General features: G+C 55.5%; 18 protein-coding genes and 1 pseudogene. 10 read left to right on the top strand and 9 right to left on the bottom strand.

The features are described 5' to 3' along the window. Positions 1-50: 50 nt before the first annotated feature. The 5 genes and pseudogenes from CPH65_RS06445 to CPH65_RS06420 all read left to right on the top strand — a co-directional run bounded on the left by CPH65_RS06445 (position 51) and on the right by CPH65_RS06420 (position 7,754). Positions 51-401 carry a transposase gene (locus CPH65_RS06445; RefSeq protein WP_096172709.1) on the top strand — a complete coding sequence of 117 codons (351 nt, stop codon included), beginning with the start codon at positions 51-53 and terminating at the stop codon, positions 399-401. Positions 402-1,780: 1,379 nt separating this feature from the next. Then, positions 1,781-3,667 (top strand): ABC transporter ATP-binding protein, encoded by a 1,887-nt coding sequence (locus tag CPH65_RS06435; RefSeq protein ID WP_096172706.1) that lies wholly within the window; start codon positions 1,781-1,783, stop codon positions 3,665-3,667. A gap of 1 nt (position 3,668) precedes the next feature. Beyond that, positions 3,669-5,510, top strand: coding sequence for an ABC transporter ATP-binding protein (locus tag CPH65_RS06430; RefSeq protein WP_096172704.1), 1,842 nt, complete (start codon positions 3,669-3,671; stop codon positions 5,508-5,510). 24 nt (positions 5,511-5,534) lie between these two features. Further along, complete coding sequence (locus tag CPH65_RS06425; RefSeq protein WP_096172703.1) at positions 5,535-6,203, top strand: TetR/AcrR family transcriptional regulator; 669 nt, start codon at positions 5,535-5,537, stop codon at positions 6,201-6,203. A 194-nt stretch (positions 6,204-6,397) separates the two neighbouring features. Next, positions 6,398-7,754: pseudogene (locus CPH65_RS06420) on the top strand (transposase). Between the two features lie 408 nt (positions 7,755-8,162). Here CPH65_RS06420 and CPH65_RS06415 read toward each other — a convergent pair. The 6 genes from CPH65_RS06415 to CPH65_RS06390 form a co-directional block, all read right to left on the bottom strand. Further along, positions 8,163-9,089, bottom strand: coding sequence for an SMP-30/gluconolactonase/LRE family protein (locus CPH65_RS06415; protein WP_197703967.1), 927 nt, complete (start codon positions 9,087-9,089; stop codon positions 8,163-8,165). Beyond that, positions 9,086-10,111, bottom strand: coding sequence for an ABC transporter permease (locus CPH65_RS06410; protein WP_096172701.1), 1,026 nt, complete (start codon positions 10,109-10,111; stop codon positions 9,086-9,088). The genes CPH65_RS06415 and CPH65_RS06410 overlap by 4 nt, the downstream gene beginning before the upstream one ends. Beyond that, positions 10,108-11,079, bottom strand: coding sequence for an ABC transporter permease (locus CPH65_RS06405; protein ID WP_197703966.1), 972 nt, complete (start codon positions 11,077-11,079; stop codon positions 10,108-10,110). Before CPH65_RS06405 ends, CPH65_RS06410 begins: the two co-directional genes overlap by 4 nt. Continuing rightward, on the bottom strand, positions 11,076-12,542 hold the full coding sequence (locus tag CPH65_RS06400; protein WP_172891470.1) for an ATP-binding cassette domain-containing protein: 1,467 nt from the start codon (positions 12,540-12,542) through the stop codon (positions 11,076-11,078). Before CPH65_RS06400 ends, CPH65_RS06405 begins: the two co-directional genes overlap by 4 nt. 85 nt (positions 12,543-12,627) lie before the next feature. Beyond that, the gene (locus CPH65_RS06395; protein WP_157747542.1) at positions 12,628-13,701 is read right to left on the bottom strand and encodes a substrate-binding domain-containing protein; all 1,074 of its coding nucleotides are present in this window, start codon (positions 13,699-13,701) and stop codon (positions 12,628-12,630) included. 224 nt (positions 13,702-13,925) lie between these two features. Then, positions 13,926-15,854, bottom strand: a complete 1,929-nt coding sequence (locus CPH65_RS06390) for a hypothetical protein (RefSeq protein WP_157747541.1) — start codon at positions 15,852-15,854, stop codon at positions 13,926-13,928. 285 nt (positions 15,855-16,139) lie between these two features. On the opposite strand from CPH65_RS06390, the gene CPH65_RS06385 reads away from it, so the two are divergent. From CPH65_RS06385 to CPH65_RS06370, 3 genes are all read left to right on the top strand, one after another. Then, complete coding sequence (locus CPH65_RS06385; RefSeq protein ID WP_172891469.1) at positions 16,140-17,420, top strand: GAF domain-containing sensor histidine kinase; 1,281 nt, start codon at positions 16,140-16,142, stop codon at positions 17,418-17,420. After that, the gene (locus CPH65_RS06380; protein WP_096172695.1) at positions 17,417-18,130 is read left to right on the top strand and encodes a response regulator transcription factor; all 714 of its coding nucleotides are present in this window, start codon (positions 17,417-17,419) and stop codon (positions 18,128-18,130) included. Before CPH65_RS06385 ends, CPH65_RS06380 begins: the two co-directional genes overlap by 4 nt. Positions 18,131-18,486: 356 nt before the next feature. Continuing rightward, the gene (locus CPH65_RS06370; RefSeq protein WP_096172692.1) at positions 18,487-18,918 is read left to right on the top strand and encodes a YbaY family lipoprotein; all 432 of its coding nucleotides are present in this window, start codon (positions 18,487-18,489) and stop codon (positions 18,916-18,918) included. A gap of 103 nt (positions 18,919-19,021) precedes the next feature. Here the strand turns inward: CPH65_RS06370 and CPH65_RS06365 are convergent, their stop codons facing one another. The 3 genes from CPH65_RS06365 to trpB all read right to left on the bottom strand — a co-directional run bounded on the left by CPH65_RS06365 (position 19,022) and on the right by trpB (position 23,826). After that, positions 19,022-20,179, bottom strand: a complete 1,158-nt coding sequence (locus CPH65_RS06365; protein ID WP_096172691.1) for a peptidoglycan-binding protein — start codon at positions 20,177-20,179, stop codon at positions 19,022-19,024. 288 nt (positions 20,180-20,467) lie between these two features. Beyond that, entirely contained in the window at positions 20,468-22,324 is a 1,857-nt protein-coding gene (ilvD, locus tag CPH65_RS06360) for a dihydroxy-acid dehydratase (RefSeq protein ID WP_096176266.1), read from the bottom strand. Positions 22,325-22,614: 290 nt separating this feature from the next. Continuing rightward, positions 22,615-23,826 carry a tryptophan synthase subunit beta gene (trpB, locus tag CPH65_RS06355; RefSeq protein WP_096172690.1) on the bottom strand — a complete coding sequence of 404 codons (1,212 nt, stop codon included), beginning with the start codon at positions 23,824-23,826 and terminating at the stop codon, positions 22,615-22,617. A 310-nt stretch (positions 23,827-24,136) separates the two neighbouring features. On the opposite strand from trpB, the gene speA reads away from it, so the two are divergent. Next, complete coding sequence (speA, locus tag CPH65_RS06350) at positions 24,137-26,035, top strand: biosynthetic arginine decarboxylase (protein WP_197703965.1); 1,899 nt, start codon at positions 24,137-24,139, stop codon at positions 26,033-26,035. A 15-nt stretch (positions 26,036-26,050) separates the two neighbouring features. After that, a complete protein-coding gene (locus CPH65_RS06345) occupies positions 26,051-26,881 on the top strand; it encodes an alpha/beta fold hydrolase (protein WP_096172688.1) in 831 nt (276 codons plus the stop codon). The last annotated feature ends 34 nt before the right edge of the window (positions 26,882-26,915 follow it).

Here is a 26,915-nt window from a genome sequence, read left to right as displayed (position 1 = left end):
GATTCCCATTTTTTGCCAATTGTGATTCCCTTTGAGAAAAGGGGATCATCATGGGCAAATCACTTCCTATTGCATTGCGCGAACGTGTTGCTTCATTTGTTGATGCCGGTCATTCGCATCGGGCGACCGCCACCCATTTCTACGTGTCACCACGGTTTGTCAATAACCTGATGCTTCTCAAGAAAGAGACGGGTTCTGTGCAGCCTCGCAAGCAAGGCCGACCAGACAAAGGCAAGTTGGGTGGGCATCATGAATGGATCACAAGGCGCATGTCGGAGAATGGCGAACTGACGCTTGATGAGCTTTGTCTGGAATTGGCTGAACGCGGGGTCCATGTGCATCGCTCCGACGTTGGGCTCCTGCTTCACAGGCTCGGCCTGAGCCATAAAAAAGTCTGGTAGCCTCTGAACAGCTAATGGGATGTTGCGACGCGAGATCAATCGCTCCTCGAGAGGCAGCTTAGGTGAAGGATTTTCGATACGGGTCGCGGCGCGATTTTTCGTCTGGATGAGATTTCGGCCCGCGTTGGAAATCCTCCCAAGGAAGAAGCTCGCGGGGATTGTGCGAGATCTATGGGGAAAGCGTGCTGAAGGTTGGTGCGATAGTACAGCAAGGCAGATGATCGGGAGGGAGGCTCATCGTCACCTGGGCGTTTGAGGCTACCCCCACCCATCCAGACTGGTGTCGATTGCTGCCCTAGGGAGGCGATCAAGATAGGGTTTTTGAATTTGGCTGCAAGGTATCCTATCCGGCATAACTGACGCTGCCGGCTCTCTTTGGACCAGATGTGCAAGGTATCTCTCATGCGGCCTGTTCCCTTGGTGGTGCCCGGGATAGAGTCTTTTGGCGGATTTCGTTGAAAAAGTCGCAGATTTTGGGGAGTGATTTGGTGCAGGTTCTGAGCTGTTGTTGCGATGTGGAATTCGTCTCTGGCTCCGTTTGTGGTTCTGTTGCAAAAAAATATGTCGCGCAAAATGGTAGAATAGTTTTCTAAACGATGCCTGCTAGGTTCGATCACGGACAGCAAAACAAGCTAATTTTGTGCTGCTTCTCGATTCCCAGGATCATTTCGCCCAACGTGTTGAAATGAAATTCTATGCGAATAATTTTTGCAACAAAGCCCTCCAAAGAGAGCGCGATGACCTTTATTGAGGAGGTGGAAGACCGTTCAAAATCGGCGTTGGACGCTGTTAGCGAAGAGCTGCCAGACACTTTTCCGAATGAACTCCTGACGTCTGTTTCGGATGGGCTCCTAAACAGGCTTTCTCGATCTAGATCCTGATAAAGCCAAGCGATGCAGGCATGTATCTTCGACCCGTAAATGCGCTGGCCCCCGCCGGGCCGAACCGGGCGAACAGCATTGCTGCCTGCGTCTAAAGGCTTCGCAATCTGCTTTCGCTTTTGTGCAGCGATCAAATCCCTCAAATCCGAAATCTCAAACGTAGATTCCCGCTACCTCCTGCGAAACTTTTCTTGACGTAAGCGCGGCTCAACGGTCTGGATCTCACTTTGCTAGAAGCTTTCTGTACGTGGAGCATGCTTCGATTAATCTCGCGAGTAAACGGACTGAATATTTTGAAACAGAATGTTGCAAATGCATAAAAGTCTGATACGGTGCCTGTGACCACACCTTAGGACCGCTTCATCGAGACAAGACTGCTTCAACTTGAAGCAAGCTTGATTTCGTCATTCCGAACCCTGCCATTCGGACAGATGCGGAGCGTGCTCGTCCAAACTCCACCTGCCAGAATGCCATAACGAAGCAAGGAGGGTTTATCCCATGTCTTCGTTCGACGCCGGGCTTGAGGCTGCCCCTGAACGCCTCACGAGCTCTCCAGAAGTGAACGACAGCGATCCCCGAGACAATCCGGATTTTCTGGCAAGCCTGAAACTCGTTTCCAACTATATGGATGGTGTGCGGACAAAGCTGGCCCTGTCGGTCCTGCTCGCCACTTTATCCGTTCTGCTTGATCTTGTTCCCGTGTGGATTGTCTACCGCATCACGTCACTATTCATTGCAGGCGACGCCTTTTCATTTTCCACCATCGCTCTTTATGCCGGCGCCGCATTTCTGGCGATTGTCATGGGATATGCGGCCTTGGGCTTGGCTCTTGGTCAATCTCACATTGTTGCCTTTGACACCATCTTCAATCTCCGGATGGCTCTGGCTCGCCATATGGCCCAGTTGCCAATGGGCTATTTCGACAACCGGAAAAGCGGCGATGCAAAGAAGCTCGTCGTTGATGAGCCTGAAAAGCTCGAACTCATATTGGCGCATGGGCTGCCGGAAGGCATCAGCGCCATCGGTACATGGCTGGCAGTGTCTGTCTGGCTCTTTATCGTTGATTGGCGCATGGCCCTTGCCAGCATCGTAGCAGCACCGGTATCTCTGTTCTTGATGGTTCTGGGCATGAGGCGCGGCGCGAACTGGTCCGGAGCCTATCAGGCCGCAGGGGCCCGAATGAACGGCTCGATTGTTGAATATCTGGCGGGTATGCCTGTCATCAAGATTTTCAACCGGACGGGAGAAAGCTTCGCCGAAACCCGCGACGCCGTTTACGAGTATGCCGAGATTGAAACAAAATGGGCGCGCGCTTTCATTCCCTATGCCGGGACATTTTTCAGCCTTGTTCTTTCAAACCTCGTTTTCATCGTGCCAACCGGCCTTTTCCTTTTGGCGGCACATGAAATCTCGCTTTCAGCTTTTGCCTTTTTCGTCATCCTGGGGGCCAATTACAGCACCCCGCTTCTGAAATTGTTCAATCTGTTCCACGAACTGGCCCACATCAGTATGGGGTCGGAACGGGTGCTGGATCTGCTGGCTGCCGAGAAACAGGCAGACAGCAAAGAGCATGTTGAACTAGCCGGTCACGACATTCACTTCGACAATGTCTATTTCGGTTATGATGATCATGACGTTCTGCATGGCGTCAGCTTTACCGCTCGCCAAGGGGAGGTGACGGCCCTCGTTGGCCCTTCAGGTTCGGGCAAAAGCACCATTGCAAGCCTTATCCCGCGGTTTTCCGATATCCGCACCGGGCGCATCAGCATTGGCGAAACAGATATACGCGCCATGGGCATAGAGCAGTTGATGGAAACCGTCGCCTTCGTGTTCCAGAATACATTTCTGTTCTCCGATACGATCGCTGCCAACATCCGCTTTGGCAAGCCAGATGCAACAGACGCCGAGGTTGAGGCCGCAGCCCGCGCAGCCCGTGCGCATGACTTCATCGCAGCGCTGCCAGACGGGTATAAAACCCATCTTGGTGAGCAAGCTGGCACCCTTTCAGGAGGTGAACGCCAGCGCATCGCCATTGCCCGGGCCATTTTGAAGGACGCGCCGGTCGTCGTCCTTGACGAGGCAACAGCCTTTGCTGATCCAGACAACGAGGCTGCCATTCAGGAAGCAATTGAAGCCCTCACCGTGGGTCGCACTCTCATTATCATTGCTCACCGTCTGCATACCATCGCGGATGCCGATCAGATTGTCGTGATCGACAAGGGCAGAGTGGCCGAGAGCGGTTGTCATGATGCGCTCGTCGCCAAGGGCACCCTTTATGCGACGCTTTGGCGTGACTATACGGCAGCCCAAACGATCAGTTTGCGAAGCGATCATAGTGAAGTCGGCAAGAGCCAGAACGGCCTTCAAGCGCCGGAGGATATGTAACATGACAGAGAGTGCACAAGCAGACACCTCGGCAGAGAGCCTTAATCACCAAGAACAGGAAACGCGCTCTGACCTTGCCAGCATTAAGCGCCTATGGGCTTTGGCTGGTCCGCTGCGCGGAAAAGTGATGGCCGGTATTATTTATCGCTTTGCCCAATCCTTCTGCCTTGGTTTGGCCTTTGGCGTCGTCATCCTCGTGATCGGCCGCCTGGCACAAGGCGAAACCATGACATATGGCTGGGCATGGCAGGTAACCGGCCTTATGGTGCTGTCCCTTTTTGGACAGCTCCTGTTTGGCTACCTGTCCGCGATCAACTCATGGCTCTCCAGCTTCAAACTGGCCAGCCATTTGCGGCTTGGTATTCTTGACCATTTGCGGACCCTTCCACTCGGCTTCCACTTGTCGCGGAACAAGGGAGATACCGTTACCGTTTTAACGACGGACATGCAGATGCTGGAAAGCTTCATGAGCGACGCGCTGCCCCGTATTGCGCAGGCGTTTGGCCTTCCAGTGGCAGTGCTCATCTTCTTGTTTGTTCAGGATTGGGCTGTTGGGCTTGCTGCAGCTTGCTCTATTCTGGCGGGCGTTCCTGTCTATCTGATTACAAGCCGCTGGCTGGCACGACTTGGCATTCGCCGTCAAGACATGCAGGCAGAAGCAGCAGCCCGCATGATCGAATATGTGCAGGGCATTGCCGTTATCCGCGCATTCAACCGCATTGCCAAGGGGCAAGAGAGTTTCCGTGCGGGACTTAAGGCATTCCGCGATATATCTGTTGAGATGATTGTCAATCTGACCGTGCCGATCGTCACCTTCGGTGCGATCATCATGGTCGGGGTCCCCCTTCTCATTCTGGTTTGCGGGTGGCGATATGGAAGTGGTACAATTGAGGTGGCAACAGCCATAGCGGCATTGGTTTTGGCCTTTTCGCTCTATACCCCGATTCTCGGTCTCGTCGCTGTGATGGAACTAACGCGTATGGCGGATGCGTCGCTCACGCGCATGGACCGCGTTTTGACCGCCTCTTCCCTTCCCCGCCCGACAAGTCCGCAACAGCCCACAGGCTTTGAGGTAAGTTTCGACAACGTAAGGTTCGGCTACGACTCCGAACGCGACGTTCTCAAGGGGCTCACTTTCACTGTGCCGGAGCGTTCGATGACCGCAATTGTCGGCCTTTCCGGAGCAGGTAAAAGCACCATCCTCAACCTGTTGCCCCGCTTCTGGGACATCACCGAAGGGGCCATTTCTATCGGCAACGCGGATATCCGCTCGCTTGATCCTGATCGTCTCAATCAGCTGATCACGGTTGTGTTTCAGGATGTCTATCTCTTTTCGGGCACCATCTTCGACAATATCGCCTTTGGCCGCAAAGGAGCGACATTGGATGAGGTGAGGGACGCGGCCAATGCCGCGCAAGCAAGCGATTTTATCGAAGCTTTGCCAAATGGCTACATGACCAAGGTTGGAGAAGGGGGAGCGTCCCTTTCTGGTGGAGAGCGGCAGAGAGTCTCCATTGCACGCGCCATTCTCAAGGATGCTCCGATTATCTTGCTGGATGAAGCAACGGCAGCAATCGATCCGTCGAACGAGCGGGCATTACAAGCAGCCCTTGGCAGTCTTGTCGCGAACAAGACCCTGATTGTTGTGGCTCACAGGCTCTCAACCATTCGTGCGGCTAGTCAGATTCTGGTGTTGGATGACGGCACGGTTGTCGAAAAGGGCCAACATGACGATCTTGTCCAAGCCGGTGGGCTCTATAGCAGGTTGTGGAGCCACTGGACAAGTGCTGCAAATTGGAGGATTGGTAGAAAGGCTAGACCTGGCCCCGACATCACATCCTGAGCCAATGAACAGAGAGACCACACCGTGACGGAAAAAGACCCGAGCAACCAAACGGCAAGTGTCGGACGACCCGCTCGCATCACTCGCGACGACATTGCCGCAACCGCGCTGGAAATCGGTCTGGACAAGGTCACCCTTTCGGCAATCGGTTCGGCACTGGGAGTGGACCACTCCTCTCTCTATCGTCACATCAAGAACCGCGACGACATTCTGATCGCCGCGGCCGATCTGGCAGTCTCACAAGCGGATTGGTATATCAAGACCAACAATTGGCGCGCTTTTATAGTCCATGTCGCTGAAGTCTCATGGGCTCTCTACCGGCGCTATCCGGGGCTTGCGACGATCATCCGGAGAATGGACAGCATGCCGCCATCCATTCTTCGGGTCTTTGCCCAAAGCTGTCGAGAACTGGAACAGTTCGGTTTTTCCTTGGCCGATGCTGCATTGCTCGTTGACAGCGTGCTGGATATGACCAGTGACTCCTCTCTGGGCTGGGAGCATATGGCAGAGCCAATCAAGGATGGAATGACGGTGGCTCAGTCTCTGCAAGCCTCCTTAGATGAGTTGGCCAAAGAGACTCCAGATCTCGCCCATCATGTTGAGTTCATCGGTGAAATCATCAATAGCGACCCGCAAAACTGGTGGAAACGAAAGCTGGAGCTACTGCTCGATGGCGCTGAAAAGATGCTTTAAGGGCCTCTGTTGCCAGGCGCCACGCAGAGAGGAAACGACAATTTCAGCGATGCATAGCGTAGGAGAAGGAAGGGCGAATGGTGTTGAAAAAGTCGCTATTGAAGTAATCGCTTGGTCCTGATTCAGTCCTTTTAAGAAAAGGAGGGATTTGCGAATGCCTCTCAGCGATGCAAACGTCGCCTGCCGGCCAGTGGATGGGGCCAAGGCAAGTTGCGCAGGCAGCACTCTTTTATGAGTTTTCGATTGAAGATCACGTTCCTGCTGATCACTTGCTCAGGAAGGTCGATCACTTTCTCGACCTGAGTGAAATCAGATTTTTCCTCGCTCCCTATTACAGCAGCCAGGGCCGCCCTTGGATTGATCCAGAGCTGATGATCCGGATGTTGTTGGTCGGCTACATTATGGGCATTCGCTCCGAGCGGCGTCTTTGCGACGAGGTTCATCTCAACTTGGCTTATCGTTGGTTTTGTCGGTTGGATCTGACGGATCCTGTTCCCGACCATTCGACATTTTCCAAGTACAGACATGGCCTCTTCCGGGATAGTGATCTTTTCCGCCGCCTCTTCGAACTGGTGTTGACCCGCTGCATTGCAGAGGGGCTTGTCGGTGGAGAGGCTTTGGGTGTTGATGCGTCTATCGTGCAAGCTGATGCAAAGCGGCTGAACAAAGTTGAGGCATCAGATTGGACGCCAGAACGGATCACGCGGGCAACAGAAGAATACTTCGAGACCCTTGATGATGCCGCTTTCGGCGCGGCAACGCCCGTGAAGCCAAAGGTGCTATCGCCCGTTGATCCAGCTGCACGCTTTACCGGGGCAAAGAAGGCCTATTCGATCTTCGCCTATTCTACCAACTATCTGGTGGACCTGGATAATGCCGTGATTGTTGACGTTGAAACAACAGCGCCGATCCGGCAGGCGGAAGTCAATGCCGCACTGGATATGGTTGATCGTGTTGAAGAGAAGTTTGGTATATATCCAGAACGCTTTGTCGGTGATGGCGCTTATGGCAATGCCGAAACGCTGGGGTGGCTCGTTCATGAAAAAGGTATCGAACCACATGTTCCGGTTCTTGACAGAACGCTGCGGCTCGACCAGACATTCTCGAGGACCGACTTCAAATTCGACTACGAGAATGACCGATACATTTGCCCTGATGGCAAAGATTTTCTGCCCAGTCGCCGACAGTTCCAGACAATCCGGCCCAAGGCGAAGGACGATGAAAACATCCGATATCGTGCTGCTAAAGCGGATTGTCAAAACTGCGCGTTGAAGTTCCAGATGCTGCCCAAACACTGCCACCCGACACATCACCAGATCGATCCATGAAGGAGCGCGAGACTTCGCTCGAGATTTAGAAGATACGGATGCCTTTATCGCCTCAAGACGCGCAAGGCGCAAAGTGGAGATACTGTTCGCTCACATGAAGAAGATCATGGGGCTGAATAGACTGCGTCTTCGAGGCCCAAATGGCGCAAAAGATGAGTTCACACTGGCAGCCACAGCACAGAACCTGCGCAAGATGGCAAAGTTGCTCCCAACACCGGCATGAGGGAGAGTTCAGCCTCCTAAAATCGCCCTCCGTTTTGCGCTGCAACACATTGTTTTCAACAGAATTGGCGGAAAGCCGTCATTTCCCGAAGTTGCGAACGCTGAGTTTCAGCCCGCCAAAGTTGCTATCCAACAGTTTTTGGGCGTATCCTTACACTGGCTACTGGCTACTGGCTACTGGCTACTGGCTACTGGCTTTGCCTGATTTTCGGCAGATAGCCGCGCGGTATAGCGATCGCGGGAACTCCGGTAAGGCTGTCTTTCATGTTCAGCGCAGCAAACTCCCCGCCCTGACGAGGGTGAGGGGCTCCCAGCTAGGTCTCGCTAGACATCCGAATCTTACCTTTTTTTATGAAGAAGCCGCGCCATCATAGTCTCGTTAATTGCTGCGACGGGAATAACCCTCTGCTCAGGACTTCAGGCGATGTGCGAAGGCGTCGTTTGTAAGGGTCTGGATCCGGTAGATACCGGTGTTTGCAGCGATATAAAGATCCCGTCCATCCTCGCCACCAAAGCACAAGTTGCCCGTCAGTTCAGGCACGTTGATCCTGCCAATCTCTTGCCCAGAGGGATTAAAGACGATCACACCTATCTCGCTTGAAGACCAAACGTTGCCATGCACGTCCACCTTGATACCATCGGGAAAACCTTCTTCGATATGGACAAAAAGCCGCCCATTCTTGCAACGGATCCCATCCTTGACGTCATAGACACAGATGTGGCTGTTGCCGACACCCGGCTGTTTGCGCACCGATGATGAATCCGCGACATAGAAGAGCGATCCATCGGGCGAAAAGGCAAGACCGTTGGGTTCCTCAATGTCGATGACGACGGGGAGAAGGTTCCCAGTTTTCTGATCGAACCGAAAGACATAATGATCACCATATTCTCGTTCTCCCGGATGGCCTTCCCGTTCCTCGATGATGCCATAGGCAGGATCGGTGAACCAGATCGAGCCGTCCGGCGCGATGACCACATCGTTGGGAGAATTGAGACGCACACTGCGCCAGCTGTCGACGATGTTGGAAACGATGCCGTCCCGGTCCCGCTCCATGCGCCTTCGCCCGTGAGAGCATTGCACGACGCTGCCATCAAGATCGAGCGTGCGGCCATTGGTGAATTCAACCCCGGTGGCATAGTCGGCAATGCTATCGGTTGCCGGGTCATATTCGCGGATCCGGTCACCGGGAATATCACTCCAGCGCAAGCGGCTACGGGCCGGGATCCAGAGAGGTCCCTCGGACCAGATGGATCCTGTGGCAACCTGGTCGAGGGCCGCGCTGGGCTCGATGAGACCATCAAGCCCGACCACCCGGTCTTTGAAGGTCGCGATCACGGCGTTTGCTCTTCGAGCTTTCCTTTTGCGGCTTTACCGCCTTCTGCCTCTGGTTCACCCTGTGGCTTTACGGCCTTTGCCCGCGAAGTCAGAATGGGAGCACCGCCGGCAAGGAACAGCACCCCAAGCACAAGGAACCCCTTGAGAACATTCTGTCCGGCAAAACTCCAGCCGATCAGATTGAGGAGGCCATCGAGCAGGATGAAGAACAGCGCCCCGCCCCAGACCCCGGCAGGCACAGCCCGGCCGCCGGTGATGAGCGTGCCACCGATCACGACGACGGCGATGGAATCAAGCAGATAATCGTTTCCGAGTTCCACGTTTGGAGCCGAGAAAGAGGCGCGGAGTGCTCCGGCAAGTCCTGCAAGCATACCGCAGCTGAGATAAACCACCAAAAGAATGTTGGTCGTGCTGATTCCGGCGAATGCTGCCGCACGCCTTGCCTGCCCGAAAGCTAGCATGCGTGTGCCCCATGCGGTGGATCGCAGAACGAAGGAGATGAACAGGGTGAAGATTAGCACCAAGACGGCAAAGGCGGGAATTCCCATGGGTGCCCACCCAAGAAAGGCCTTGAGGGCAGGGTCAGCTGACCCCTGAAAGCCATTTGCCAGAGTCAAAGAGATGGCTGACGCAATGAGGCTAGTAGCAAGCGTCGCCACGATGGGCGGAATACGGATCACCAGAATGGCAAGAACGCTGATCGACGCCATAACGAGGCCCGCGGCCATGGCGGCCAGAAGGCCAAGAACGAAGGATCCCGTCGCATCGCTGACAGCGATCGCTAGCAGCCCGCCAAGGGAAAAGACCTTGGCAACCGAAACGTCGATGTTGCCTGGCCCCGAACTCATCACCAGCATCTGGCCGAGAGCCACAAGTACCAGATAGGGGGCAATGGTGAAGGCGAGTGTCAGGGTCTGGAACCCGCTGCCGCTTGAAACCAACAGGGTAAGAACCAGCACGATAAAGGCGGCGACAAAGGACCATGTCCAAGGCGGTATGGTCATTTCAGAGAGTTTCTTCATTTGACTTTACGCTCCAGAATGAGACGCCCTGCGAGGACCGCTATGACGATAAAGGCTTGCACCGCTGGTTGTAGGTTGGATGACAGTTTCAAAAGCGTGAGCAGAACGGTTAGGAGTCCAAGGGTGATCGCGCCAAAGAGCGTCCCCCAGGCAACCGCCCGGCCGCCGGTGAACATGCCTCCGCCCAGAATCACGGCCGCAATCGTGGTCAGCGTGTAGCCAGGCACAGCGTTCACATCACCGGCCCCAATTTCTGCAGTCAGTGTCACTCCGGCCATGACCCCCAGAACACCAACCGTGGTGTAGGCCAGCATGCGGGTGCCAAGAAGGGTTGCGTTTGACCGTGCTAGCGCCACAGGATTGCTGCCAAGCGCCCGGAACCTGACCCCGAGGCTGGTCTTCTGCATCACAACCCAAGTCAGGGCGGTTGCGACAACCATCGTGATCAGGGGTGTCGGGATGCCAAGCGGGGGAGACCACATTGCGTAGGCAAAAAGCCAATCCGGTGCCATGCCGCCGGGGACGGGTAGAATAAACAGCCCCACTCCGAGCCAGATGAACGAGGCACCAAGGGTTGCTATCAGAGACGGGACGGAGCGCAGCTCGACCAGTGCTCCAAGCAAAGTATAGGCAAGGACGCTGCCTCCAAGCGCCAGCACGCCCAGAAGCGGGGTGTCGCGCAGGAAGGTCGCCGAGATGGCCGTGACCATGCCGACGAAAAAGCCAATCGAAAGATCAATGTCACCGATGCTCATCATAACCATCTGAGACATGGAGGCAATGGCAAGCGCCACGATGGGTGAAAGGATAAGCGTCAACCCTCCTTGCGACCAGATGCGAGGCTGGATTATGCCGCAGACAATCAGGATTGCGAACATTGCTGAAAGGGTGAGCAGGCCGGGCAGCACCCGGCGCAGATAGCCCTTGGGCAGGACCATCCGTTGAGATGTGACAGGTGTTGCGGTCATGCGCGTGCCTCCTCAGCTTCTGCGAATGACATCGCGATAATATGCTCGTCCGTGATGTCGGTGCCCTGCAACTCGCCCGCCACTCGCCCGGCGCGCAAGACGTAGGCCCGATCACAATGCTGCATCTCGGAATTTTCGCTTGAGAACCAGATGATCGTACGGCCCCTCTCGGCTTCGCTGCGGATCAGTTGGTAGAGCTCAGACTTGGTATGGATATCGACGCCCCGGAAGGGATCATCGAGCAGGATTGTGTCAGCTTCGGAGGCAAAGGCTCGGGCGACGATGACCTTCTGCTGATTGCCGCCGGACAGGCCGGTAATCTGGGCTTTTGCACCACCGCGGATCTTCAACATGTCGACCCATTTGGTTACGAGCGCCTTTTCCTTGTCGACCTGCCGAACACCATTTTTGGCCAGCCCCGACTGAGCGGAGATGATCAGGTTGGCGGCCACATCCCAGAGCGGGAAGATGCCAAACCGTTGCCGGTCACCCGGCACATAGGCAATGCCCTTTGCGCTCACGGTCACATCATCGTTGCGTCGCCGCCAAAGTCGGCTCAGAACGTCCTGTTGTCCCTGCCCGACGATTCCAGCAAGGCCGATCACATCGCCTTTCTTGGCGTAGAGCTCGGCTGGCCGTCCATTGACATCCTGCATCGGAACGCGAACCGAGAAGGGCCTGTCATCATCAAGGCTCTGAGTGCGCGATGCTTCCTGAACTTTGGTGACCTCGCCACCCATTGCCATGAACAGATCGCGCTCGGTAACGTCGCGTGCGGTATGGACCGACACGATGGCGCCATCCTTCATGACAGCGACCCGGTCAGAAACCGACAGAATTTCGCTGAGACGATGCGACACCAGAATGATGCCCATGCCCTCTGAGCGTAGCTTGCGCACATAGTCATAGAGATAGTCCACTGCGGAACCGCTGAGAGATTCTGTCGGCTCGTCAAGGATGAGCAAGCTGAGATCATCCGTAATGGTTGCCCGCGAAATCTCGACCATCTGTCGGTCCGCCAAGGGCAGATCATCGACAAAGTCGGTCGCTGCAATGGTGTGATCGGGGAAAATTTCGTCAAGGCGCTCCATCACGAGGTCAGCTGCTGGCTTGTGCCAACGCCATTTCGGCATCCATTGCACGCTTGAAAGCAAGATATTTTCCTTGACCATCAACTCGAGCGCCAGAGAGCCTTCCTGAAACGACATGCGAACGCCGCGGAAACCGTTCTTTTTGCGTTTTGCCTGACCGTTGATTTCGACCACGCCAGACGTGGGGTTTTCAATCCCGCAAAGAGCGCGCATCAAAGTACTTTTACCGGCTCCGTTGTGTCCGACGATGCCAAGGACTTCTCCAGGGGGCATCATAAGGTTGACACCCGACAGGGCGACGGTGGGGCCATAGGTCTTGATCAAATTCTCGACCCGGACCAAGAGTTTTTTGGCATTTGTGTTGTTCGCCATCTTCACCATCTTCATCACAATCAATGAGTGAGTGCGACTGGCACACGCATCGGCGCCAGTCGCATCTACAGTGCTGCGGGGCTTTTTAGTTTCTGACTGGAACCGGTGGCAGCGGTGCGTCTTTGACCGTGCCTTCAATGTTGGCTTTCAACTGGGCATCAACCAGTTCCTTGGTCCACTGCCAGGCGGCGATCTCGTCATCATCGACCACCTTGATCCATTCGTCGCGCGCTTCGTCACTCACGACAACGGGTGGGAAGATGGTGGTGCGAGGCACTTTCTGGCCATGATAGATGTTGATGGCTGTGAAGAGGGCTGCAACGCCCTGGCCCGGATCGGACATGACAGCGACTGATCCAGATGCTCCGTTGCCTTCACCCCAGAACTTGAGCGCGCGGCCACTTGGTGCAAAGGCTACGACCGGGGCTTCGCGCCCTGCGGTCTGAAAGGCCTGAATAGTCCCGAGACCTTCGCCACAGCCGACAACACCGTCTACTTCGGGAAGGCTGGCGATGGTCCCAAGGAGCGCTTCCTGTGCCTTGGCGCTGTCGCAGAAGGTGAAGAGTTCCGCGACGACATTCACGTCAGGATTGTCCTTGAACATCTGGGACTGGACTTTATACATCTCGATTTCGGGAGGCGAGCCCTGAACTCCGCGGGCGAGCACGACGTTGCCCTTGCCGCCGATGCCATCGATGATGGCCTGAGTGGACAGGCGGGCCCAGTCACTGAAACTGTTGGTGACCACATAGGCACATTCAAGGTCGGTCGAGCTGTCAAACACCGCAACGACGGTGCCCTGATTGCAGGCCTGCTGTAGCGTCGGGTTGAGAGCGGTCGGGGAAGCCGGGTTCACCAGCAGGATATCTGGCTGGTCGAGAAGCAATGCCTTCAGCTGAGCGATCTGCTCGGTTGCCGAGTTCTCTCCGGGTGCGTTGGAAATCTGGAATGATTTGATCAATCCGTCTTTCTCTGCCTGTGTCGCCGCTTCCTCAAACGCGGTTATCATCGAACGGCGCCAGGCATTGCCAAGAAAGGCGTTGCTGAGGGCGACGGTCGGCGCAGGCTTCTGGTCAGCAGCAAAGGACAGGGTTGGCGAAAGCGCGCCTGCCGCGAGAAGTGCAACAAGCGCTGCACCCTTGGTTAGAGATTTAAACATTGCAAACATCCTCCAATTTTTCGCAAAGTTTCTTACCTGAGATTTCACTCTAAAAGCGAGAAAATCCTCATTCTAAAGGCAATCTAGTCCTTTCCCACGGGACCAGGCAGGCCCAAAGTCCTTTATCTGGCGCGGAACATCACAGCTTCTATTGCGGTAGTCCGCAAGATCTTGACGCGAGGCGCAGGTTCTATTCGGTTCGTGTCTCTCCGCAAGTCCTGTCTCTACTTATTCGTTGTCACAAAAGCGATTGCGAAGGGTTTCAGATCAATCTTGTGTCCTTTTTCCGCCTCGGATCGTTGCAACCAGTCGGCATCACTCACGGCCTCGTCGAAGCTGTTAGCGTCAAGAATCCGGAACTGGCCCGCATGCTCAAACTCCACACTCCGAGACCGGCTGGAAAGGTTGGCGATCATCAAGTGGTCCTCATTGCGGCAATCCGCTCCATAGCCAACAAGTCCTTCGCCCAGACCTGAAAGAAGCAGACGGTCTTGATCCTTGAGACCAGCTGCAAAGCGGATGACATGAAAGATCGGATAGACCGCGCCGAGGCCATCGTCATAACCGGACTGCGTATACGGCTGCCGCTGATAGGCCATACCGAATGGGCCGACCGGGGCAGAAAGGCACAGGGCCTTTACGCCGGACTGCGCCGTGGCGGCGAGGGCGCCGACGGCCCATGCAGCCCCAAACAGCCCGCGATGGCGGGGATCTTCCCGGGCCATGGTCTCGCGGATCTGGGCCGGGTTCTCAGCAATTGACTCGCCATAAGGGTTCGAGCGCATGGCGATTGAGACGAGCCCCAGCCGATAGGCACTGCCATCTCCGATGCGTTCTGCGCTGCGGAAAATCTGGGGCAGGGCTTCGAGTGTCTCGATGACGGATATGTCGTCACTGGCATGGACAATGGCCGTGCTGCCATGGGTGACGTAATCACAGATCTTAGGATCTGGCCGACAGCGGTTCATTTCCGTGAAGTTGGTTAGCATGCCTCCGCCGATGGCAGCTTTGGGGAAAGCTGCCCGAACCATTGGCAGGATGTCGTTGGGGGTCGGGCCAGAGGGCCATGGGCCGCTCGGCTGATGGCTGGAAAGATAGGCGCGCGGTATGGCAATGACGTGAGACGGATCGATGCCCTTTGCCTCCAGTTTTGCCGCAACGGCCTGCAATGCAGTTTCATCCAGCTCGTCCGCGTCAAGAATATTCTCGATATCGATGGCCGCACCAAGGTCTGTTGCGAGCGCCGATACATAAGCGAGATAGGCATCACTGGAATGGGATGCGTAGCGAACCAGGATATGAGAGGCCCCGCATTTGCGCACCGCCTCAAGAGCGCAAGGCTCGGCTTCCCATCCTTCCTCCAGTGCAATCCCGATTGCCGGTGTAGCGCGAGCGGTTCTCTCGATTGATACCGCCCCGGAGGCCGCATTCGCGGAGGTCCGTTTCGGCTTCCCTTTCATCTTGATCCGTATGGTTTGCGTGATCGCGTGGTCAAGCGCATATGTGAAGGGGTGCTTGAGCGGGACGCAATAGGTCTTGAAAGAAGCGTCGGACCAGTTGCGCTGGTCTTCCATCTCGAAAACCTCGCCTTCAAAAGCAATGTCGACTTCAACTGACCCCACATCATAGGCGAGCCCAGCGATATCCATCAGGGGCTGACTGGGCGAGATGTCCTGCGGGAAGCTCAGCTGTTCCTCAGAGCCATCTGGATGGGTGAGGCGCACCGGCGCGCCAGCGAGGTCACTGATCGGATGCAGGATCGTCAGGCCCGCCCGGTTGGTAGTGAAGTCGCCACTGACCGGGGTCAGCGTCAACTGCGCGATCATCTCGCCATCTGCGGACGCCTCGAAATACATTTCGCTAAAGAGCCGACCATCGTCAATTGACTGCATCAATTGGCCGGAGACCTTGTCGTCCGACTCGACGAGATTGACGTCGACAATCTCCGGAGAATAGGTGCCCCAGCTGGTATCCCGGATTGGCCAGGCAATGGCTCGGACGATCTCCACGCCATGCCACTCGATCTGCCGGATTGCGGCGTCCGAATAGAGAAAGGACAGAGGCCCTTTCTCTATGCGGCGCAAGAGCTTGGGAGGCTCAGAAGTTCCATAGGTCCGGCACAGATCATGAGCATCCAAATCATTGCGCCGCAATGAGGTATGTTGAGCATCGGTTTTGGTATTTGCTTGACACATGACTTGATCCAACAGCACATCATTGCGCAAAGATGGGCCCACCATCTGGAATCCTTCATCAGCAAGGTTAAGCCCCCGGGGGGCTTATCGATATGTGCAGATACCGCTTCGCTCTTCAGTGAAGCGCGGCACTCGTTGCGGATATCCGCAAAAGATGGTGCGGATCATTTCGGTAAAGCTTGTTGAAATCTCTTGGCGAACGACATGCCGTGGCATAGCGTAGAACCCGGAGGCCCCAAGAGCATGAGCAGACGTGAGATAAGAGAGTTAGACCATTATCTGGCGATCTCTCGAGCCATAGCCGGAGAGCTGGACTTTCAAAAAGCACTCAACCGAATTGCCGGCGCGGTCAAATCAAAGCTCCTCGACTATAATCATCTCGATGTTGCGGTCATCGTATCAGACGACAAATCCAAGCATTTCGCCGTGGAAACGGGCGTAGAGACGATATGGAACCGCAATGGCAAGGAACGCCCCAATGCTCTCGCACCTGTGCGTCAGTTGCTCGCGGGAGAGAGTGCGCTTCTTGTGACCGGGGACGCCTGGGAAGATCCTCGCTTTCATTTTGACGGTGCTGATGATGCTCCGATCTTCGACGCCAATCTGCGCAGTCGAATCCATGTACCCATGGTGGTACATGGCGGCGTGATTGGGGTCATCAGTTTCTCCTCGCACGAACGCAATGCCTATAATGATGAAGACGCCCGGATCGCGCAGAATATTGCCGATCTGATTGCGCCTTACTTTTACGCGCTCAACATGTCGGACCGGGCCAAAAGTTCGGAGCGTGCGGAGGGGGCCGCGCTCGGCCGGGAGAAAAATCTCAGGATCGGCGCCCAGAATCTCACCGAAGCAATGGAAGCGGAACGGCAACGTCTCGGCATGGAACTGCATGATCAAACCCTTGCAGATCTGTCGGCCATCTACCGGCAGATTTCCCGCATCGCTGACGACGGCGTCTGCACAAAGAGCGAATTGGTCGACTTGTCCAACTCCATTTCCCGCTGCACCAACGAGCTGCGCAAGATTATCGAAAATGCAAAGCCGGGGGTTCTTGACCTTTTCGGCGTGACTCAAGCCATTGAAGCGCAACTTACCCGATCCACTCAAGGGGCAAAACGTTTCATCGCGACATCCGTGCTCAATCAAACCGGAAAACTGCTCGACCAGGCCGAATATGGTTTGCAGCTTGCCACCTTCCGCATCGTTCAGGAAGCAGTGACCAACGCGGTCAAGCATTCGGGTTGCAGCGCAATCGAGATTGCCATCACCCAGTCGGACGAGGAAGTCAACATTACAGTTTCAAACGATGGCATATCTCCCCCGGATGGCTGGCGACGTTCCAGCCGTGGGGTTGATAATATGCGTGTTCGAGCATCCCTGATCGGGGCAACTCTGGACTTTGAACGCAATCCAACCAGCGTCGGCAGCCGGACGATCCTAAGGATACCGAGAGCAACGATCAGCATTGCAGAAACCAGCGTCCCCCAACCATCCGAGCCCAGACCTGAGGAGACCGTATGAATATTTTGATTGCGGAAGATGATCCGCTGCATCGGTCTTTCCTGTTGGAGACCGTTCGCCGCTATCTACCCGATTGCGATCATGTCTATGAAGCGGATGGCGGACAGGCTGCCGTCGACATCGCCCGGACCCATGATGTTGATGGAGTGGTGATGGACGTGCAGATGCCAGAGGTGAGCGGCATTACTGCGGCCTCTCGGATCTGGGAAAAACACGCCGACATGCGAATTCTTTTCTGGTCCAATTATTCAGACGAGGCCTATGTTCGGGGGATTTCGCGCATCGTACCAAGACAAGCAGTCTATGGCTACGTGCTTAAAACGGCGTCAGCCCAGAGACTTGGCCATGCCATCATCGGCATTTTTGTTGAAGATCAGTGCATCGTTGACCGCGAGGTGCGCGGTGTACAGGAGCGGGCACTCGACGTGCATCAGGGCTTGTCCAACACCGAGTTTGAAGTACTGCTCGATATTGCGGTGGGTCTGACAGACAAATCCATTTCGCAACGGCGGGGCATTTCCACCCGCTCTGTTCAGGGCCGCCTCAAGCAGCTGTACCAGAAGCTTGGTGTCGAACAAGCCAACCCCAATGAGGACACGCCGCTCTTCAACTCGCGCACTCGGGCAGTGGCCATAGCCTTTTATCGGGGACTTCTGAATGACGAAGAACTTTCACTCGCCGAGACGAGCTTGGAAAAATGGCGGGAATAGCCCGAACATTTGCCTAAACCCACCCAGCCTAATTTCATAACACTACCGATACGTTGTGACGTCGTAAATGTAGATTATTGCGTTAATTACGCCAAAGCCTCCAGCAACATGAACTGTCCGCCAATTAAAAATGGTGCGCTTCAATCGAATGTCAGGAATGGGGAAGCTGGCTTCTTCGAAGTCGCCCCTGTTGAAGGTCTCCAAAGGTCCGCTTCTGATCCCTCATCTCTCCCCCCCTACCCTCCTCGCCACAAAAATTCCCCGAAATGACCCAATTTCACAGACCATTGCCGCCGCAATCGCTGTTCAGACTGGAGTGAGGATAAAGAGCGACTGACCCGACTGAGGAGACATTGATGACCCTAGCCTATGAAGATCTGAAAAAGGCCGACCTTCCCATAGGTCCGTTCCCATCTCCTTATGGCAGCGAGCCGGAAGGCAATCTGTTCGAAAGTCTGGTGAACAGCCAGTTGCATGGCGAGGTCTACACCTCAGGTGTGGTTCGCCTGCCCAAAGGCGCCATGCTGGAGTTGCGGCTTCTCGACATATCGCTGGGTGACTGCCGCTCTGTCACGCTTTCAAAACGCACCATTCTCAAGGCAAAACGCCTGCCCATGCGGTTCGGCATCCCCTATGACAGGGAGGAGATCAGGCGCGCCCACACCTATTCCATCTCGGGCACCATCCATGCGGACGGGCGCTTGCTCTATGCCAACCGCACGGCCCATCTGGTCTTCACGGACTCCAATTTCTCCTTCGTCCGCCTCTGCCTGACCCCGGTTGACTAAGGTGCATCGATTGATTGGGGCGAAAGGGGCAGCAAAACGCCCGGCCGCGTTTCAAAACGACCGGGCGCTGATGATGCTCTGACGAACGGGCAATGCACGCGCTCTAGAATTTGAGGGCGCTGTTGACCTGATCGATTTTCTTGTTGTCCATCACGGCAAGCTCATTCTTCAGATACGAGCCCTTGAACATGGCGACGCGGATCGTGTAGCCATTGCCGTTCGGTGACACATCGGCCTTGTAGAACAGAGAACAGGTATCAAGCGTCGTCTTGAGCCAGTCGGAATTGGATTGTGCTCTATTGCGCACGATCTCGAGCCGCTCCTCGAAAGACACGACATTATCGATATCGGCCATTTCCATGGCACAGCTGGCGTTGTCACTGATCACCTTATTCGGCGCAGCCGTCAGTTCGGGATAGGAATCAGCAAGCTTGTTCTCGATGACGGATTGATCCACATCGACCGCCAGCTTGGTTTCCAGATCCATCATGTAGATCGGCTGACTTTCGACACCCATACCCCGCGCCAGCTTGAGACGGCGGGAAACACCGTTGTCATCACTCGTGCAGGTGATGAACTCGCCTTCACCAGTGCAAAGATTGAAGCCATTCTTGTCCAGCACATCCTTGGCCGACGGATAGCTCTGACCGAGCTGAATGCCAAAGAAGCCGGGATTGCCATTGGCAAATTTAAGAGACGTATTGGCGGCCGACATTGGCTCACCCTCGGGGCTGTCATCCACCATCGTATCGATGCCCTGATCGACAGAGACTTCCTGCACATCCACGTCCGGATCGCCGAACATCTCGTTCTCATTGGCAGCATTGTAGGACGTGGTCTGCCCCTGACCGCTGGTGACCCCGAAATGCTGATTTTCAAACGCGGCAGAGAACAGAATACCGGTCTGTTCCGGCGTCAGATAGCCATTGGGCGCATAGCCTGCATCAGACTGAAAGCGTGAGATGGCAGTCTTTGAGCGACGCCCCAGCACCCCATCAGCAACCCCGGCATTGTACCCCAGATAATTGAGGCGGTTCTGCACCTCGCGGTTGTTCTGCCGCTGAGCAGCACTGAGCGAATGACGGTGCCGTTTTGTGGTCCGACGATGCTTTTTCTTGTTCGCATTGCCAGCAATGAACCCAACGGCCCCGCCGATCAACGCCCCTGCGACGAATTCACCACCGTCCGCACGCACCTGACTGCTGATGCTCGTCATGATGAACCCAACAACAATTGCCGATATAAAGAAATTTCTTTTCATATGCCTTCTCCTGCCCGTGTCCCAACCTCATCGAGAATACCAAGTTGACCCATCAAGGCACAACAATACAAGTATTGTAGCAAATGATACCGCATTTTGCTCAATTTTATTCTTTTGTCCTTAACCAGAAAAATACCCGTCGCCATCGCAACGGGTATTGATACAGATTTGCCAAGTTTTTGGCAGAGACAAAAAAGGACGGCAACAGGTCAGAAGTACATCTCCGAACCATGTGAACGGGTTTCGGCCAGAAGATACACGCCAAAACAAAGACTTGAGCAAAAGGCTCTAGCCCTCGACGCGGCGAAGTCCTTTCAGGTCGCGCACGGCTCCCTTGTCCGCCGAAGTTGCCATCAGTCCGTAAGCTTCCAGCGAGCGCGACACGATACGGTCGCGTTTTTCTTCCGGCTTCCAGGCAGCATCGCCCTTGGCCACCATCACGGCCCGGCGGGACTCAAGATCCGCATCACTGACGGCAACATTGATGGAACGGTTCGGGATGTCGATTTCGACCGTATCGCCTTCTTCGATCAGACCAATCGCGCCGCCTGATGCGGCTTCTGGCGACACATGCCCGATGGACAGGCCGGACGTGCCGCCCGAGAACCGACCATCGGTGATGAGAGCGCATTCCTTGCCAAGACCCATGGCCTTGAGATAGGAGGTCGGATAGAGCATTTCCTGCATACCCGGACCGCCACGTGGCCCTTCATAGCGGATGACGACCACATCCCCTGCAACCACCTTCTTGGTGGTGATCGCCTTGACCGCAGCATCCTGACTTTCAAAGATCCGGGCCGGACCTGAGAATTTGAGGATACTCTCGTCAACGCCAGCGGTCTTCACGATGCAGCCATCTAGTGCAATGTTGCCGGACAGGACAGCAAGCCCGCCATCCTGACTGTAGGCGTTTTCCTTGTTGCGGATACAGCCGGTCTCCCGGTTCCTGTCGAGCTCGGCAAAGCGCTTGGCCTGAGAGAAGGCTTCCGTGGTGCGTACGCCGCCGGGCGCGGCCTTGTAGAGATCCTCAACCTGTTTGGAAGGCGAGCGCATGATGTCATAGGTATCGATAGCCTCACCAAGGGTCGGAAGATGAACCGTGCTGCAATCGCGATGAATGAGACCAGCCCGGTCAAGCTCGCCCAGAATGCCGAAGATGCCACCAGCCTGATGGCAGTTTTCGATGTGATACTTTTGCGTCATCGGTGCCAGTTTGCAAACCGACGGCACATTGCGCGACAGACGGTCGATATCGGACATGGTGAAATTGACTTCGCCCTCAAGCGCAATCGCCAACAGATGCAGAACCGTGTTGGTCGACCCGCCCATGGCGATGTCGAGGGTCATGGCATTCTCAAACGCCTCGAAGGTGGCAATGTTGCGCGGCAGAACGCTTTCGTCTTCCTCGACATAGTAACGCTTGCATAGCTCGACGGACGTTCTGGCCGCTTCAAGGAACAGTTCCTTGCGGTCAGCATGGGTGGCAACGATGGTGCCGTTACCCGGCAGAGCAATCCCCAGAGCTTCGGCAAGGCAGTTCATGGAGTTGGCCGTGAACATGCCCGAACAGGACCCACAGGTCGGACAGGCCGCTTCTTCCACCTTGGCAACCATCTCGTCACTGACGTTCGGATCGGTGCCCATAACAATGGCATCAACCAGATCAAGCCCGTGATCAATCCCTTCGCTGCGGCCTGCTTCCATCGGCCCGCCGGAGACGAAAACCGCAGGAATGTTGAGGCGCATAGCGGCCATCATCATGCCCGGTGTGATCTTGTCGCAGTTGGAAATGCACACGAGCGCATCGGCACAATGGGCATTGGCCATATATTCAACGGAATCTGCGATGATCTCGCGAGATGGCAGCGAATAGAGCATCCCGTCGTGGCCCATGGCAATGCCGTCATCAACCGCTATGGTGTTGAATTCCTTGGCGATACCACCCGCAGCCTCGATTTCGCGGGCAACCATCTGGCCCAGATCCTTCAGGTGCACATGGCCGGGTACAAACTGGGTAAAGGAGTTCACCACCGCGATAATCGGCTTGCCAAAGTCCTTGTTGCCAACACCGGTCGCGCGCCATAGAGCGCGGGCGCCCGCCATGTTGCGGCCATGGGTCGAAGTCTTGGAACGATAATCTGGCATGGTAAATCCTTTGAGGGAAAGTCTGGTCGGTCGGTCAAACCAATATTTCGTCCGGCGCTCTTCATCCGATGAGGCGGACATGAGCACAGGGTCCGACCCTGTTTAAACCATCAGGCGAAGTCCTGACAATACCATTTCTTTCAAAATTTGCATGATATACGCACAAAACGAAAAGGCGCGAACACAAAAAGCTGAACCAAATGGCTGAGCAGACAAAAAGGACAGCGACCGGAAAGCCGCTGCCCTTTTTGTCTTCAACCACACAGCTTGAGCAAAGAGGCTTGAAGAGCCTAGAGCTCAAAATCCTCACCATAGCCGAACTTTTCGGTGACATAGTCGATGTCCTTGTCACCGCGACCGGACAGATTGACCAGAATGGCTTCACCCGGCAGTTCCTTGGCCATCTTCATGGCATAGGCCACCGCGTGTGAGCTTTCGAGCGCGGGGATGATGCCCTCATATTTACTGAGCGCAAAGAAGGCATCGAGCGTTTCCTGATCGCTGGCCGAGCCGTAGGCTACCTTGCCGATGGACGAAAGGTAAGAATGCTCGGGACCAACGCCGGGATAGTCAAGGCCGGATGCAATCGAATGCACCGGTGCCGGGTTGCCGTCTTCATCGGAGAGCAACATGCACTTGAAGCCGTGGATCATGCCCGGCTTGCCGTAGGTGATGGTCGCAGCATGCTTGCCAAGCTCGGTCCCCGAGCCATGCGGCTCGACACCATGAAGCTTTACCGCATCGTTATCAAGGAAGCCCGAGAAGATGCCCATGGCGTTTGATCCACCGCCAACGCAGGCAACCACGTGATCCGGATCGTTGCCGGTCATTGCCGCAAACTGGTCGCGCGCCTCAAAGCCGACCACCGACTGGAAGTCGCGCACCATTTTGGGGAAGGGGTGCGGTCCAACCACGGAACCAATGGCATAGATCGCGGAATCGGCCTGTCCCAGATAGGACTGGAACGCGCTGTCCACGGCTTCCTTGAGGGTCTTGGCGCCAAAGCTGACCGGAACCACCTCAGCCCCGAGAAGCTTCATGCGGATCACGTTGGGATGCTCCTTCGCGATATCCACTTCGCCCATGTGAATCTCGCACTCCATCCCGAAGTAGGAGGCAGCGGTTGCCAGTGCAACGCCGTGCTGGCCAGCGCCAGTCTCGGCGATCAGCTTCTTCTTGCCCATGAACTTGGCGAGCAGCGCCTCGCCCATGCAGTGGTTGAGCTTGTGTGCCCCGGTGTGATTGAGATCTTCGCGCTTGAGATAGATCTGGGCACCGCCCAGTTTTTCCGAAATATTCTTGGCATGTTGCACCGGGGTCGGGCGTCCCTGAAAATGCTCTCGAATATACCGCAATTCATTGATATATGAGGCGTCGACCGCAAGGCGCTCGTAGGCTTGGGCGATTTCCTTGAAGTGCGGCTCAAGCTCGGGCGGCAGAAATGCCCCGCCAAATTCGCCAAAATATCCATCCTTGCTCGGGAATTGTTTTAAATAGCCCATTGAGAACCTCCGGTGACCTGTCTTACTCTTGTTGTGATTTTCGAGTGTAGTTTTCGAGACTGAAAAGTTGGTCATGTCTGGACATGACCAGCCAAAAATAGCCAACTTTGGGGCCGCTGAACAGAGTTCGTCGTCAAGAGCGAACCGCATTATTGTCACCAAGGGAAAAGACATTGATCTCAATTGCGTTTCGAGTTGAGTTTTCCCTTGCAACAGTTGGCTTGTTCCGCCATATGCACACCTTTGAACAGGGTGCGAATGCATCCGATTGGACCGGCTTGATAGGCCGGATTGACTAGAGGGAATACGCGTGAGCTTCATCGAAGAAGAGGCACCCGGAGCCATCTACGGAATTGAGCGCTGGGGCGAAGGCCGTTTTACGGTTCTCGACAATGGCAACATCGGGCTGATCACCAACCACGAAAAGGGTGAAGCGACGACCGATCTGACGTCCATACTGCACTCGCTGGAGGAACGGGGCATTGCCTCGCCGATCCTGTTGCGCGTCGCCAACAGTCTCAAGAACCAGATCGAACGGATCAACAACAGTTTCCGCACGGCCATCAATGAGCTGGAGTACAAGAACGACTATCGTGGCGTCTTTCCAGTCAAGGTCAACCAGCAGGCCCACGTGATCGAGAAAATCGTCGAATATGGCTCACCCCATCATTTCGGTCTCGAAGTCGGCTCCAAACCGGAGCTCATCATTGCCCTTGGCCAGCGCCTTTCGCGCGAAGCCCTGTTGATCTGCAACGGCATCAAGGACAGCGAGTTCATCAATCTCGCCCTGTTGTCCAACAATCTCGGCTTCAACACGATCATTGTTCTGGAGAGTACCTCGGAGCTCGATCTGGTGCTTGAGCAATCCAAAAAGCTCAATATCAGGCCACAGCTGGGCATCCGCATCAAGCTCAACAACCGCATCACGGGCAACTGGGCCTCCTCGTCCGGGGACCGTTCAGCCTTTGGCTTGTCTGCACCCGATGTGCTGCATGTGATCGACCGCCTCAGGGACGAAGGATTCCTTGATTGTCTGCAATTGCAGCATTTCCATCTGGGCAGTCAGGTGCCGGACATTCTTGATGTCCGCCGTTCGACCGCAGAGGCCTGCCGCTTCTTTGTCGAACTGCGCAAGGAAGGGGCGCCGCTCAGTTATATCGATCTGGGCGGTGGTCTGGGCATCGACTATACCGGCGAGCACAAGTCGACCGAAAACTCCATCAACTACACCATCGACGAATATTGCTGGAACATCGTCGAAGCGGTGAAGAACACCATGGACGATGCCGGCGAGACACATCCGACCATTGTCACCGAAAGTGGCCGCGCGACTGTTGCCTACAGCTCCATGCTGTTGTTCAACATTCTCGATGTGACCCATTTCGATGAAGCGGACGATGTCGAAGTGACCGACGATGATAGCCGTTCCCTGCGCGACATGCGCGACGTGGAAAACTATCTTACGGCTTCGCGCCTGCAGGAATGTCTCAACGATGTCACCTTCTACCGCGATGAAGTCCGGCGCAATTTCGGACGGGGTGAAGTCGGGCTGCGCGATCTGGCAAAAGCGGAGAAACTCTATCTCAACCTGATCAATCGCATGCGCAAGGCGGCTGAGACCGATGAGTGGATATCCGAAGACGTGCTGACCGCTCTTGATTCCACTGCCGACATCTACCACGCCAACTTTTCGCTGTTCCAGTCTCTGCCCGACGTCTGGGCCATTGACCAGTTGCACCCGATCATCCCGATCCAGCGCCTGAATGAAACCCCGACCCGCCGCGCTATCCTGTCGGACATCACCTGCGACAGCGACGGCAAGGTTGACAGGTTCGTGCTGACCGACGGGATCTCCCAATCGCTACCGGTGCATGAACTGTCAAAGGACGAGCAATATTATCTGGCCGTCTTCTTTGTCGGTGCCTATCAGGAAACGCTGGGTGACTTGCACAACCTGTTCGGCGACACCAATGTGGCAACCATTGAGATCGCAGACAGTGGCGACTTCAACCTTATTCATGAGGTCGAGGGGGATACCATTGCCGAGGTTCTACGTTATGTTGAATATGACCCGCTGGCTTTGTCCAACAACTTCAAGGCCATGGTTGAGGAGGCCGTTTCACGCAAAGCGCTGACCCTCAAGGAGCGCAAGACCATGATGAACGCTTTCAAGGAAAGCCTGAACGGCTACACCTATTTCGAACACTGACATCAGGGGCAATGAATGCCAAGACTGCAAACACCCGATGAACGACACCTCGCCTGGCACGAATGGGGCAAGGAAGACGGCGCGCCCGTCCTCTATTGCCCCGGCGCCGGGATGGCCGGTCTGTTGCCATTTGGCGAGGATGTTTGCTCTGCGCAAGGCCTCAGGATGATCTCGGTGGATCGTCCCGGGCTTGGCGGGTCCGACCCGGACGAAGGCAAGAGCTTTACTTCGTGGCAAAGTGACATTGCGCACCTGCTCGATCATCTTGGTGTATCCAGCGTCAAGACCATCGGCTTTTCGCAAGGCGCCCCGTTTGCCTTGGCGCTGGGCGCGGCTGGCATCGCGTCGTCCGTCACGATCGTCTCCGGGCAGGATGAATTGTCTCACCCGAAGGTCATAAGCCAGTTGCCCGCCCCCGTGGCATCCATGGTGGATCTGGCGACGAACAAGCCCGATGCACTTCAGGATGAAATCGAAAAATCTGCGACCCCGGACTGGCTGATGCAAATGATCGAGACCATGAGCAGCGATCAGGATCGCGCCTTCTACATGGCTCCCGATTTTGCCCCCCGCTATCGTCAATCCCTTGAGGATGGCTTTTGTCAGGGCCCTGTCGGCTATGCGCAAGACACGGTCCTTGCAATGGCACCATGGACCTTCGATGTCGAAGAGATGCCCTGCCCGGTTCAGCTCTGGTATGGCCTGCGCGACATCAGCCCGGTTCACGCACCCGATTTCGGGGAAACGCTGGCGGAGCGCCTGCCGTCCGCAACGCTTAGCAGAATTCCCTCCGAGGGAAGTGCAATTCTCTGGACGCGGTCAGAAGAGATTCTGTCTGCTCTCTAGAAATCAAAAACAAGAACAATCCGCTCTCGACTGT

It is taken from the genome of Cohaesibacter sp. ES.047, assembly GCF_900215505.1.
In the GTDB taxonomy this organism is placed as follows: Bacteria; Pseudomonadota; Alphaproteobacteria; order Rhizobiales; family Cohaesibacteraceae; genus Cohaesibacter.
The sequence above is the reverse complement of the archived record's forward strand: the minus strand, read 5'-3'. Positions and strand labels throughout refer to the sequence as shown.